This window comes from Streptomyces calvus (assembly GCF_006782915.1).
Classification (GTDB): domain Bacteria; phylum Actinomycetota; class Actinomycetes; order Streptomycetales; family Streptomycetaceae; genus Streptomyces; species Streptomyces calvus.
The window spans coordinates 1,072,763-1,085,767 of sequence record NZ_VCNP01000056.1 but is presented as its reverse complement, the minus strand read 5'-3'; the positions used below and the strand labels follow the sequence as shown (position 1 = coordinate 1,085,767).

Below are 13,005 nucleotides of genomic sequence, written 5' to 3'. Positions count from 1 at the left end.
CCGACCGCCGCGGCCGGCATCGGCGGCGCGTGCGGACCGGGCCCCGGCGGTCAGTGGCAGGAGGAGCGGCCGTCCGGGTGCACCGGGTCGTGGGGCCGCTGCCGGCAGAAGCAGGACGCCTCGATGGGTACGTCCGCCAACGCGACCGCCTGGCGCAGCTGCCGGGCGACGATCGCCGCCTCCCCCGCCCTGCCGGTGCGCAGCAGGCACTCGTGGAACCCGTGCAGCGACCAGACGTTGCCCGGGTGTTGCAGGGGCCGGGGCAGGGTGTCGTCGAGACCGAGGTCGGCGCGGTACACCGCCTCGGCCTCGGCGACGCGGCCCTGTTCGAGGAGCAGCGCGCCGTAGGCGTGCCGGGTGGGCTGCATCCAGCCCCAGGGTTCGTCGTAGGGCAGGGTGTCGTCCAGTTCGACGGCACGCTCCAGTGCGGCGAAGGCGGTGTCGTACTCGCCCTTGCGGTAGGCGAGTTCGCCGTCCAGCATCGCCGCCGCGATGTCCAGGACGTCCCGGCAGGTGTTGTTGAACAGCATCCGGGTCCCGGGGACGCGGTCGACGGCCGCGCGGAAGCGGTCCCGTTCGGTCTCCGCCCGGTCGGTGTCCCCGGTCGCCGAGAGGGCCACCCCGCGGGCGTAGTGGAGCATCGCGGTGGTGACGCAGTGCAGGTGCGGATCGGCGGGGAAGGGCAGCGCGAGGAGGTCGTCCCAGCGGCCGAAGCGGACCAGGACGTGGAAGCGCATGGCGAGGAACCCCTCGAGCCAGTCGGCCATGGGCGGGCTCTGCACCCGCAGCAGGTCCTCGGGGACGGCGGCCTCGAGCTGTGCGGCGGCGTCGAGGGCGGTCCGGTACTGGCCGGCGAACATGGCGCCGTACATGCGGAAGTGGTGGTTGTGGACGCGGTAGAGCGTGTAGAAGTTCATGGCGCCGGCCCGCCGCAGGTACTTCTCGTCGGCGGCGACGGCGAGCGTGTTGTCCGAGACGACCCTGCGGTAGTCGCCGCACAGCACCTCCAGGTGTGAGGGCATGTGGTGCAGGTGCCCGGCGTCGGGCACGGCTCCGCGCAGCCGGTCGGCGACGGTGAGGGCCGCCTCCGGCGTCGGGGACATCTCCATCAGGTGGATGTACAGGTGGAGGACGCCGGGGTGGTGGGCGCCGGCGTCGGTGGCGAGCGCCCCTTCGAGCACCGCCCTGGCCTCCGGGGTGCGGGCGCCCTCGGCGGGCCGGCCGGTCGCGATGTCCCACAGCTGCCACGGGGTGAGGTTCATCAGCGCGTCGGCACACAGGGCGGCCACGTCCGGGTCGCCGGGCGCGCCCTCGTACACGGCGAGCATCCGGTCCGCGTACGGCTCGTTCCACACCGCGCAGTCCGCGGCGGCCCGTGCCTGCGGGTAGCGGGCGCGCAGGGCCTCGATCAGGGCCCGTTCGACGGGGGTGGCGTGGGCGGCCTTCTCGTGGGCGCGTTCCACCGCGGTGTGGGTGCGGAGGACGGTGCGGTCGAGTTCGTCGCCGTCGAAGGCCTCCCAGGGCTTGTTGTAGTTGGGGCCGAGGGCGTAGGCGATGCCCCAGTGGGCCATGGCGCAGTCCGGGTCGGCGCCGGCCGCCTTCTCGAAACAGGCGACGGCCTCCTCGTGGTTGAACGCGTAGGTCCACATCAGTCCGCGGTCGAACCAGAGTTGTGCCTCGGCCGACGAGGTCGTCACGGGGCGGCGGTAGGTGCCGAGGTCGTAGTAGTCGTCCATGTGTGCCTCCCGGGACGCGGACGGGCCGGAGACGGAAGCCGCTCGGGGACGGGCGGACCGGACGCCGGCGGGGCGCGGGGCCTCGCTCGGGCACCGGTGCGGGCCGCCTCCGGCAGGCGGGTCCGTCAGACGGAGGTGAGGAGTTGCGGGGACAGCACCTTGATCATGGTGTTGGTCCATCGCATCTGCCGCAGGGTCTGCGGATGGCAGGCGGAGACCAGGTCCAGCAGCGGCTGGTCCCGGGCGGCCTGCGCCGCCTGCGCGAGCATCTCCCAGTGCAGCGAGTTGCGCACGGCTGCCAGGTGCAGTTCCCGCAGGTCGTGCAGGAGCAGCAGGCCCGTTCCCGGGCGGCGGCCCAGGGCCTCCGCCGCCTTCTCCCGCAGTGCGGCGAGCGCGCCGGGCGAGGAGTGGTCGCGGGGCCCGGACAGCTCGACGCCGTGGCCCGGGCCGATACGGGCGAGCCGCGTGGCGTGTTCCCGGGACCAGCGGGCGACGTCGGTGGCGACGTGGTGGAACTCGTGCTCGGTGCGGTGGCGCTCCGCGGCGGCCAGCAGGTCGTGTTCCAGGTCCCGTTCGCCGTCGTGCAGGGCCCGCAGGGTGATGCCGATGCCGCTCATGCTCCGCTCCCCGCCGTCCCGTCGCTGCCGTCCACGGTGCCGCTCCGCGGCGCGTCACGCCGGGACACCAGCGTCAGGCGGGCCGCGGCCGTCTTGTACAGGGGCTGTTTGGAGACCGGGTCCCAGTCGGTGATGGTGGTCTCGTTGGCGGCCCGCCCGGGCACGTCGTCGGCCGGCCGGAACCCCGCCGGTGTGTCCCAGTAGCCGTAGTGGAAGGGCACGAACACCACGCCGTCACGGACGGCGGTGGTGCGCAGCCGGGCCCGGATCGCGCCGCGCGGTGTGGTGACCTGGACGAGGTCGCCGTCGGACAGGCCCTGTGCGGCGGCCTCGGCGGGTGAGATCTCCGCCCACACGTCGGGTGCGGCGGCGTTGAGTTCGGGGACGCGGCCGGTCTTGGTGCGGGTGTGGAAGTGGTACACGGTACGGCCGGTGATCAGTTGGAGGGGGTGGTCGGGCGAGGTGTCCTCGTGCGGGGGCAGGTACTCGGCCGCCTTGATGACCGCCTTGCCGTCCGGGTTGAGCGAGCGGTACTCCACCGGGGTCACGGTCGCGCCGGTCACCAGGTCCTTGCCGTAGCTCTCGCAGACGTCGGGGTGGGCGTGGGCGAAGCCGTCGGAGTGGAGGCGGGCGGTGCCGTCGAACGCCTCCTCGGTGCACGGCCACTGGATGCCGCTGCCGCCGCGCAGCCGGTCGTGGCTCAGCCCGGTGTAGTCGCAGGGGCGTCCGGCGCTGCACCGCTGCCAGGCGGCGAACGCGCCCTCGGGGTCGTGCCAGCCGATCAGCGGACCGCCGTCCTTGTCGCGGAAGTCCATGCGGGCGGCGAAGTCGAGGAAGATGTTGAGGTCGGGCCGGGCCTCGCCGGGTGGTTCGACGGCCTTCTCCGACAGGTGCACGGTGCGGTCGGTGTTGGTGAAGGTGCCGGTCTTCTCGCCCCACGTCGCGGCGGGCAGCACCACGTCGGCGAGTTGGGCGGTCTCGGTGAGGAACAGGTCCTGCACCACCACGAACAGCCGTTCCTGGGCCAGGATCGAACGGATCCGGGCCAGTTCGGGCAGGGAGACGGCCGGGTTGGTGCCGGTGATCCACAGCATGCCCAGCGAGCCCTGCTCGGCGTAGCGGAAGATCTGCATCGCGTGGGTGGGCGGCCCGTGGTGCGGGATGCGGTCGGGCTCCACGTTCCAGATCCGGGCGAGTTCCGCCACGTGCTGGTCGTTCTGCCAGTTGCGGAAGCCGGGCAGGTCGCCGTCGGCTCCGCACTCCCGGGTGTTCTGGGCGGTGGGCTGGCCGTTCATCTGGAGCAGCCCGCAGCCGGGCCGGCCCAGCATGCCCCGGACCAGGTGCAGGTTGTTGACCTGGACGGCGGCGGCGGAGGCCTGATGGGACTGGTAGACGCCCTGCAGCACCGTGGACAGCAGCCGGCGCGCGTCACCGAGGATCTCCGCCGCCCGCTCGATCTGCGCGGCGGGGACGTCGCAGATGCCGGCCGCCCACGCCGGGGTGCACCGCTCGACGCGCGAGGCGAGTTCGTCGAAGCCGACGGTGTGCGCCTCGATGTAGGCGCGGTCGGTCCGGCCGGTGCGGATGATCTCGTGCAACAGGGCGTTCAGCAGGGCGACGTTGGTGCCGGGACGGGGCGCGAGATGCACGTCGGCCCGGCGGGCGACCGGGGTGGAGCGGGGGTCGACGCAGACCAGGCGCGGCGGGTCGGCGCCCTCCAGCCGGTCGAGCATCCGCATCCACAGCACCGTCTGGGTCTCCGCCACGTTGTGCCCGAACAGGGCGATGGTGTCGGCGTGGTCGACGTCCTCGTACGAGCCGGGCTGGCCGTCCGAGCCGAAGCTCTCCTTGAGCGCCTCCGCGGCCGTCGCCGTGCACAGCCGCGTGTTGCCGTCGAGGTGGCTGGTGCCGATGCCGGCGTGGGCGAGGACGGCGAGGGTGTAGTACTCCTCCAGGAAGAGCTGCCCGGAGGTGTAGAAGCCGACGGCGCCCGGGCCCCGCTCGTCGAGCAGGTGCCGCGTGCGGGACACGACCCTTGCCATCGCCGTGTCCCAGTCCGTCTCCACCAGGCGGCCGTTCTCCCGTACCAGGGGCCGGGTCAGCCGGTCAGGGGCGTGGTTGGCCTGCCAGCCGTAGAGGTCCTTGGGTCCCAGCCGGCCCCGGTTCACCCGGTCGACCGCGCGGCCCCGCACGCCGACGATGCGTCCGCCGCGCACCGCGATGTCCATGGCGTCGCCGTTGGAGTGCAGGACGGAGGCGGACTGCGCCCACCGTTCCACGTCCTCCTCGGTGATCCCTTCCGCCAGGTGCATGTCGGTGCGGACCGGCCAGGGGCTTCCGGGCGCGTACGGGGTGCGCGGCCCCCACGGGTTCGCGATCCGGTCCGAGCTGTCCACGGTCCGACCTCCCTCGGGAAACGGTGACGCCCCGCGAGTACCCCCGCCCCGGGACACAAGGCACCACGATAGGCATCCGGCCGGACACGGCGGGTGACCGGAAGGCTCGGCGCGTCGTTCGTTCGAGCCCTCATCGCGCGACCGGCTGGCCCCGGCCGCGCGGGGCTCCCTAGGATGTACTCCCTGTCCAGCCCGTCCAGTTGGCGGCACGCCGCAGGGGGAACCATGCACACCGGTAAGCAGTTGTCCACCGAGATCGACGCGACCGTGCCGACGGCCGCGCGCATGTACGACTTCTATCTGGGCGGCAAGGACAACTACGCGGCGGACCGCGCGGCGGTCGAGGAACTCGACAAGGTGGTGCCCAGCACGCGCCGCCTGGCCCTGAACAACCGGCGTTTCCTCCAGCGGGTGGTGCGCACCCTCACGCAGGAGTACGGCGTCCGGCAGTACCTCGACCACGGCTCCGGCCTGCCCACCCAGGACAACGTCCACCAGGTCGCCCAGAAGATCGACCCGACGACGCACGTGGTGTACGTCGACAACGACCCGATGGTGCTGGTGCACGGCCGGGCCCTGCTGGAGCAGGACGAGCGCACGGTGGTCATACAGGCCGACATGCGCGACACCGACGGGATATTCGGGCACGCCGAGACCCAGCGCCTCATCGACTTCTCCCAGCCGGTCTGCGTGCTGTTCAACTCCGTGTTCCACTGCATCCCGGACAGCGACACCGACGGCCCCCTCGCCCTGGCCCGCCGGGTGCGCGAGCGGCTGGCGCCGGGCAGCTTCATGGTGATGTGCCAGCTGGTCAGCGAGGACCCGGAGGTCCGGGACTTCGTCACGAACTTCATGGACCAGGCGACCCAGGGGCACTGGGGCCGGGTGCGCGAGGAGAAGGACGTCGAGTCGTACTTCGAGGGCCTGGAGATCCTGGAGCCGGGGCTGGTGGAGGTGTCCACCTGGCGCCCGGACACCGAGGTGGCGCCCCGTCAGCTCACCCAGGAGTGGATCGAGTTCGGCGGCGTGGGCCGGATCCCCGAGTAGCCCTCCCCGAAACGACGCGACGCCCCTCGCGGCAGGACCAGGCGTCCGGCGAGGGGGCGCGGCGTGCGCACCGGGCGCCGCGAGGGCGTCGTTCCGCTCGTGCGTCACGACGCCGAGTAGCGCTGCCTTATCGTCGTGCGCAGTAGTTCCAGGGAGTCGCGGGGGCGCAGCGCCTCGTCCGCGAGGCGGTCGAGCGCGATCCGGTACTCCTCGGTCTCGTCGCGGTCCTCGAGGAAGTTGGCGCTGCGGATGTGCTCCAGGTAGACGACGTCGGGCAGGTCGAGTCCGCCGAAGCGCAGATAGGTCACCGGGATCGCGGGAGCCGACGCGTTCGTGACGTCCAGCGGCACGATCTGCACCGTCACATTGGGCCGCTCGGCCATGGTGACCAGGTGCTCCAGCTGCTCCTTCATCACCTCGGAGCTGCCGAGGACGCGCAGCAGGACCGACTCGTCGACGACGGCCCACAGCTGCGGGGCGTCCTGACGCATCAGCAGTTCGGCGCGGCGCATGCGCAGCTCGACCCGGCGCTGCACCTCGCTCGCCGGGGCGTTCGGCAGGCCCCGCTCGACCACGGCACGCGTGTACGCGGCGGTCTGCAACAGCCCGGGGACGTACTGGATCTCGAACGTACGGATCGTGGCGGCGGCCTCCTGGAGTCCGACCAGGCGGTCGAACCACTCCGGCATCAGCCGCTTGTCGTACCGCTGCCACCAGCCCGGCTCGCCGGCCCGCTGCAACAGCTTGAGCAGCACCGAGGCCTCGTACGCGTCGGTGCCGTACAGCGTCAGCAGGGCCCGGACGTCGTTCTCGGTCGGCGGACGGCGGCCCTTGCCGGACTCGATGCGGGACAGCTTCGCGCCACTGAAGCCGACGGAGCGCGCCGCCTGGTCCTGGGACAGTCCGGCGTCCTCGCGGAAGCCTGCCAGCTGCACGCCGACCAGCATCTTCAGCAGAGTCGGAGCCGGCTCGGGCCTGTCCAGATAGGGTTCCAGACGGGAGATGCGATGCGACGCGGCGGACATCCTGACTCCCAGCAGACCGGCACAAGGGCGACTTACACTATCGCACCTGACTCTGCCTCACCGCGCCCGCGCGCGGAAGCCCGCACAAAAAGTGGCGCGCCGAGTTCCGTTTCACCGGCGCCCGCCCGGGTGGCGGCCCGGATTACCGCCGGGCGTTCAGACGAGGTGGTCGAACTCGCCGTCCTTCGCGCCGGCCAGGAAGGCCGCCAGCTCCGCGGGCGTGTAGATGAGGGCGGGGCCGTCGGGGTCACGGGAATTGCGCACCGCTATCCCGCCGCCGGTCAGCGGGGCCACCTCGACACAGTTGCCCTCGGCGTTGCTGTGCCGGCTCTTGATCCAGCGGGCGTCCAACTGGCTGGCCCGCACTCCGTTCCGCACTCCTGGCACCGCTGTCTCCTTGCTCTCCGCCTGTCCCGCGGCGTGGCGAAAAATCTCGCGCAATTTCTCGTGCAATTGCACGGGCCCGCCGTCAGCGTGGATAATAGCCGCGGCGTCAACCCCCGTGCTGCCGCCCCGTCCTGACGTCGCATCGAGGAGATGCCGTGTCATCACCTGCGTATCCCGTACTCCGGCCGCCGATCGCGGCCATGGTGCGGGTGGGTGACCCCGGCACGACCCCGGTCTTCCCGTACGGCCCGCTGCCCGCGGCGCCGCACGAGGAGCCGCACTCGGCGGCGGCGGAGGCGGCCCACACCGCGTCCGACCCGGTGGTGCTGCGCATCGCGCGCGGCCCGGAGGGCCTGGCCAGGGCCCGTTCCTTCACCCGGGACACCCTGCGCGACTGGTCCCTCGGCCACCGCTGCGACGACGCCACCCTCGTGATGACCGAGCTCGCCGCCAACGCCGTGACCCACGCGGCACCGCGGTGCGCGGGTGCCCCGGACGTGCGGCTCGGGTTCCGCCTGGAGCCGGCGCACCTGCTGCTCACCGTCTCCGACCCCGACGACCGGGCGCCCGTCCTCGCGCCCGGGGCAGGCTCCGGCCTGGAGGAGCACGGCCGCGGCCTGCACATCGTCGACGCCCTGTCCGAGGCGTGGGGCTGGACGCCCACCCCTCCGGCGGGCAAGACGGTGTGGGCCCGGTTGTCGACGAGCCCACCCACCTGACACGACTGCCGCGGAAAGGCACCCACGCCATGCGCAGCGCTTCTACGGAACAGCCGAGCAGCGAGCGCCCAGTGCGCCACACGCCCCCCACCGAAGTGGCCCCCACCACACCTCTCGCGGCCCTGTCCCGCGTGCCCTGGGCCGACATGCAGGACTCCACCGGATCGGCGGCCGCCATCCCGCTCCTGCTCAACAGCATCGCCTGGGGGGACGCCGACACCGCCCGGGCCGCGCTGGAGGACCTGCGCAAGCGGATCTGCCAGTACGGATTCGTCACGGAACAGGCGACCGCGGCCGTGGTCCCCTTCCTCTGGGAGCTGGCCCGGCTGCCGCACGTCACCTGCCGGGCCAGGATCATCCAGCTGCTCAGGGCCATCGCCGACGCCCGGCAGTGGGAGAGCACCGCCACCGCCTATCCCAAGCTGCTCAACCGCCGCGAGAACCCCGTGGTGTGGGAGCGCAAGGCCCGGCAGGCGGTGCGCGCGCGGCGCGACGACCTGGACCGCCTGCTGGCCGAGGAGGACACCGAGATCGCCCGCGCCACCACGGAACTGGCCCGGGCGCTGGCCGACTGAGACGACGGGCCGCGCCGTCCGGTGCGGCCCGTCGGGGCACGCGCGCGACCTTCGGGGGACGAGTCGCGCGCCGGGGGGAGGGTCGCGCGCGGTCATGGGGGACGACCGCGCGCGACCCGCACATCCGGTGACGGCCGACCGGCCGGTCAGGGGCCGCCCCTCGCCTCGCCGGGCACGGCAGTGTAGACATGGCACATGGTCCGACTCATGGGTCGATCCCAGGCCCGGTCGCCCGTGCGGCCCGGCGCCGCCGCGTCCGTACGGCGCCGACGGGAGGGGAGCGGCCGGTCTCCGTGGCATCCGGCGGCGGTGCTGCGATCGGTGCTGAGCGGTCGCAGCGTCGCCGGACAGGTGTTCGTGCTGCACCTGGTGATCGTGTTGCTGCTGGTGGTGGCCGCCGTCGTCGCGCTGGTGCTCCAGGTGCGCAGGGACAGCACCCAGGAGGCCCGCAACCGCTCGCTCGCCGTCGCCGAGACCTTCGCCAACGCGCCGGGCATCATCGAGGCACTGGAATCCCCCGACCCCACGGCCGTGCTCCAGGCGCGCGCCGAGGCCGCCCGGGAACAGGCGCGGGTCGACTTCGTCGTCGTCATGAACACCGACGGCATCCGCTACACGCATCCCAGGCCGGACCGCATCGGCAAGCGGTTCGTCGGCACCACCGCACCCGCGCTGGCCGGGGAGCCGGTGGTGGAGGAGATCGAGGGGACCATCGGGCAGCTGGTGCAGGCGGTGGTGCCGGTGGAGGATCCCGACGGCACCGTGGTGGGCCTGGTGTCGGCGGGCATCACGACCGAGCACGTCGGCGGCGCCACGGAGGCCCAGCTGCCGCTCGTGCTGAGCGCCGCGCTCGCCGCGCTGGCCCTGGCCACCGGAGGCGCGGCGCTGGTCAGCAGACGCCTGCTGCGCCAGACCCACGGGCTCGGCCCGCACGAGATGACCAGGATGTACGAGCACCACGACGCGGTGCTCCACGCGGTCCGCGAAGGCGTGATCATCGTCGACGGCGACGGCACCCTGATGCTCGCCAACGACGAGGCGCGGCGGCTGTTCAGCCTGCCCGAGGACGCCGAGGGCCGGCATGTGAAGGACATCGGGCTGGATCCCGGCACCGCCGACCTGCTGTCGTCGGCGCGGGTCGCCACCGACGAGGTGCATCTGGTGGGTGACCGGCTGCTGGCCGTCAACCAACGGCCCACCGACCGTGCGGGCGGCCCGCGCGGCAGCGTCGCGACGGTGCGCGACTCCACCGAGCTGCGGGCCCTGTCCGGCCGGGCGGAGGCCTCCCGCGAGCGGCTCAACATGCTCTACGACGCCGGGGTGGGCATCGGGACGAGCCTGGACGTCACCCGCACGGCCGAGGAACTCGCCGAGCTGGCCGTGCCCCGCTTCGCCGACTTCGTCACGGTCGACCTGTTCGAGTCGGTGCTGGTCGGCGGCCACCCGGAGGCGGGCGGCGCGCTGCGCCGCACGGCCCTGACGGGGATCGCCGAGGACGCTCCGCTCTACCCCAGGGACGCGAAGATCCGCTGGGTCGAGTCGTCCCCGCAGGCCGTCAGCCTCAGCACCGGCAGGCCGGTCCTGGAGCCCCGGCTGGGCCGGGCCAGGGGCTGGCAGGCGCAGGACCTGGAGCGCTCCGGGCAGATCGTGGAGTACGGCATCCACTCGCTGATCACGGTGCCGCTGCGGACCGGCGCCCTGGTGCTGGGCGTGGTCTGTTTCTGGCGGTCGAGGAAGCCGGAGCCGTTCGACACCGAGGAGCTGGCCCTGGCGGAGGAGCTGGTCGCCCGCGCCGCGGTCTCCATCGACAACGCCCGCCGCTACACGCGCGAGCACAGCATGGCGGTGACGCTCCAGCGCAGCCTGCTGCCGCGGACCCTGCCCGACCAGAACGCCCTGGAGATCGCCTACCGCTACCTTCCCGCGCAGGCGGGCGTCGGCGGGGACTGGTTCGACGTCCTGCCGCTGTCCGGCGGCCGGGTCGCGCTCGTGGTCGGCGATGTCGTCGGGCACGGCCTGCACGCGGCGGCCACCATGGGGCGGCTGCGCACGGCGGTGCACAACTTCTCCTCCCTCGACCTCCCGCCCGAGGAGCTGCTCGCGCTGCTCGACGAGCTGGTGGCGCGCATCGACCAGGACGAGGCGCAGGACGAGCACAGCGCACCGGTCACCGGGGCGACCTGCCTGTACGCCGTGTACGACCCGGTGTCGCGGCACTGCACCGTGGCGCGCGCGGGCCATCCCCCGCCGGCGCTGGTCCGGCCGGACGGCACCGTGGAGTTCTGGGAGGTGCCCGCGGGGCCTCCGCTGGGGCTCGGCGGCCTGCCGTTCGAGTCGGCCGACCTGGAGCTGCCGGAGGGCAGCCGGCTGGTGCTCTACACCGACGGGCTGGTCGAGGACCGCAGGCACGACATCGACGTCGGCCTGGAGCAGCTGCGCGAGGCGCTGTCCCGGGCCGGTGACTCGCCGGAGGACACCTGCCGGGTGGTCCTGGAGTCCAGGGGCCCGCTGCGGGCCGGCGACGACATCGCGCTGATCGTGGCGCGGACGCAGGCGCTCGGCGCCGACCGGATCGCCGACTGGCAGGTGCCGCCGGACCCGGCGGCCGTGGGCGAGGTACGGGCCGCGGTGATCCGGAAGCTGGCCGAGTGGGGGCTGGACGAGCTGGCGTTCGCCACGGAGCTGATCCTGAGCGAGCTGGTCACCAACGCGCTGCGCTACGGCGGCACCCCCATCCGGGTGCGCGTGCTCCACGACCGGAACCTGATCTGCGAGGTCTACGACAGCAGCAGCACCTCGCCGCACCTGCGGTACGCGACGATGACGGACGAGGGCGGACGGGGATTGTTCCTGGTCGCCCAGCTCGCCGAGCGGTGGGGCACCCGCTATCTGCCCGCCGGAAAGGTCATCTGGGCGGAACAGGCCGTTCCATGATCCGCGGCGGTCCTGCCATAAGGGCCGCCGGGAGACCTCATAAGAGAGGCTTATGAGCCCATAGACCGGACCCGCGTACCAGGTAAGGCATGCCTCAGTTTAGGCTTCCCAGCGAGTCGCTTGTCATCGCTCGAAGGGAACCTGACCATGCCCCGCCCCCTGCGGGTAGCCATCGTCGGATCCGGCCCCGCCGGGATCTACGCCGCCGACGCCCTGCTCAAGTCCGACGTGGCCGCCGAACCGGGCGTGTCCATCGACATCTTCGAGCGCATGCCGGCGCCGTTCGGACTGATCCGCTACGGCGTAGCCCCCGACCACCCGCGGATCAAGGGCATCATCACCGCCCTCCACCAGGTGCTCGACAAGCCGCAGATCCGCCTGTTCGGCAACGTGGACTACGGCACCGACCTCCACCTCGACGATCTGCGCGCGTTCTACGACGGCGTGATCTTCGCCACCGGCGCCATGGCCGACCGCGCGCTGCCCATCCCGGGCATCGACCTCGACGGCTCCTACGGCGCCGCCGACTTCGTCTCCTGGTACGACGGCCACCCGGACGTGCCGCGCACCTGGCCGCTGGAGGCCGAGAAGGTCGCCGTGCTCGGCGTCGGCAACGTCGCCCTCGACGTCGCGCGCATCCTCGCCAAGACGGCGGACGAGCTGCTGCCGACGGAGATCCCGCCGAACGTCCACGAGGGCCTGAAGGCCAACAAGGCCGTGGAGATCCACGTGTTCGGCCGCCGCGGTCCCGCGCAGGCCAAGTTCTCCCCGATGGAGCTGCGGGAGCTGGACCACTCCCCCACCATCGAGGTCATCGTCGACCCCGAGGACATTGACTACGACGAGGGCTCGATCGAGACCCGGCGCGGCAACAAGCAGGCCGACATGGTCGCCAAGACCCTGGAGAACTGGGCGATCCGCGACGTCGGCGACCGGCCGCACAAGCTGTTCCTGCACTTCTTCGAGTCACCCACCGAGATCCTCGGCGAGGACGGCAAGGTCGTCGGCCTGCGCACCGAGCGCACCGCCCTCGACGGCACCGGCAACGTCAGGGGCACCGGCGAGTTCAAGGACTGGGACGTCACCGCGGTCTACCGCGCCGTCGGCTACCTCTCCGACAAACTCCCCAAGCTGCCCTGGGACATCGAGTCGGGCACCGTTCCGGACGAGGGCGGCCGGGTCGTCCAGGAGACCGGCGAGCACCTGCAGTCGACGTACGTCACCGGCTGGATCCGGCGCGGTCCGGTGGGCCTGATCGGCCACACCAAGGGCGACGCCAACGAGACGGTGGCGAACCTGCTGGACGACTTCGCCAACGGCCGCCTGCAGACGCCGGGTTCGCCCGAGCCGGAGGCCGTGGACGCGTTCCTCGCCGAGCGCGGGATCCGCTTCACCACCTGGGACGGCTGGTACAGGCTGGATGCCGCCGAGAAGGCGCTGGGCGAGCCGCAGGGCCGCGAGCGCGTGAAGATCGTCGAGCGCGAGGACATGCTGCGGGAGAGCGGCGCATGAGCCACTGACCCCTGAGCGGTCGCGCGAGAAGCGTCCGTTCGGCCCGAACCCGGGCCG

The 13,005-nt window shown here is 72.6% G+C and carries 10 protein-coding genes; 5 read left to right on the top strand and 5 right to left on the bottom strand.

Annotated features, from left to right (window positions below; all coding sequences use genetic code 11):
* Positions 1-50: 50 nt before the first annotated feature.
* The 3 genes from FGW31_RS33155 to FGW31_RS33145 form a co-directional block, all read right to left on the bottom strand.
* Positions 51-1,736 carry a tetratricopeptide repeat protein gene (locus tag FGW31_RS33155; protein WP_142197248.1) on the bottom strand — a complete coding sequence of 562 codons (1,686 nt, stop codon included), beginning with the start codon at positions 1,734-1,736 and terminating at the stop codon, positions 51-53.
* 125 nt (positions 1,737-1,861) lie between these two features.
* Positions 1,862-2,353: a hypothetical protein gene (locus tag FGW31_RS33150; protein ID WP_142197247.1), complete on the bottom strand. Its 492-nt coding sequence runs from the start codon at positions 2,351-2,353 to the stop codon at positions 1,862-1,864.
* Complete coding sequence (locus FGW31_RS33145; protein ID WP_142197246.1) at positions 2,350-4,749, bottom strand: molybdopterin oxidoreductase family protein; 2,400 nt, start codon at positions 4,747-4,749, stop codon at positions 2,350-2,352. Before FGW31_RS33145 ends, FGW31_RS33150 begins: the two co-directional genes overlap by 4 nt.
* Before the next feature lie 225 nt (positions 4,750-4,974).
* On the opposite strand from FGW31_RS33145, the gene FGW31_RS33140 reads away from it, so the two are divergent.
* On the top strand, positions 4,975-5,796 hold the full coding sequence (locus FGW31_RS33140) for an SAM-dependent methyltransferase (protein ID WP_142197245.1): 822 nt from the start codon (positions 4,975-4,977) through the stop codon (positions 5,794-5,796).
* 104 nt (positions 5,797-5,900) lie between these two features.
* On the opposite strand, the gene FGW31_RS33135 is transcribed toward FGW31_RS33140, so the two are convergent.
* Both FGW31_RS33135 and FGW31_RS33130 read right to left on the bottom strand, forming a co-directional pair.
* Positions 5,901-6,821 carry a helix-turn-helix domain-containing protein gene (locus tag FGW31_RS33135; protein WP_142197244.1) on the bottom strand — a complete coding sequence of 307 codons (921 nt, stop codon included), beginning with the start codon at positions 6,819-6,821 and terminating at the stop codon, positions 5,901-5,903.
* 156 nt (positions 6,822-6,977) lie between these two features.
* Complete coding sequence (locus tag FGW31_RS33130) at positions 6,978-7,208, bottom strand: DUF397 domain-containing protein (RefSeq protein ID WP_142197243.1); 231 nt, start codon at positions 7,206-7,208, stop codon at positions 6,978-6,980.
* A gap of 200 nt (positions 7,209-7,408) precedes the next feature.
* Here FGW31_RS33130 and FGW31_RS33125 point away from each other — a divergent pair, with 200 nt between their 5' ends.
* From FGW31_RS33125 to FGW31_RS33110, 4 genes are all read left to right on the top strand, one after another.
* Positions 7,409-7,927, top strand: a complete 519-nt coding sequence (locus tag FGW31_RS33125; RefSeq protein WP_142197325.1) for an ATP-binding protein — start codon at positions 7,409-7,411, stop codon at positions 7,925-7,927.
* A gap of 29 nt (positions 7,928-7,956) precedes the next feature.
* Positions 7,957-8,502, top strand: coding sequence for a hypothetical protein (locus FGW31_RS33120; protein ID WP_182674997.1), 546 nt, complete (start codon positions 7,957-7,959; stop codon positions 8,500-8,502).
* 207 nt (positions 8,503-8,709) lie between these two features.
* Positions 8,710-11,436 carry a SpoIIE family protein phosphatase gene (locus FGW31_RS33115; protein WP_142197241.1) on the top strand — a complete coding sequence of 909 codons (2,727 nt, stop codon included), beginning with the start codon at positions 8,710-8,712 and terminating at the stop codon, positions 11,434-11,436.
* Between the two features lie 147 nt (positions 11,437-11,583).
* Complete coding sequence (locus tag FGW31_RS33110) at positions 11,584-12,948, top strand: FAD-dependent oxidoreductase (protein ID WP_142197240.1); 1,365 nt, start codon at positions 11,584-11,586, stop codon at positions 12,946-12,948.
* The last annotated feature ends 57 nt before the right edge of the window (positions 12,949-13,005 follow it).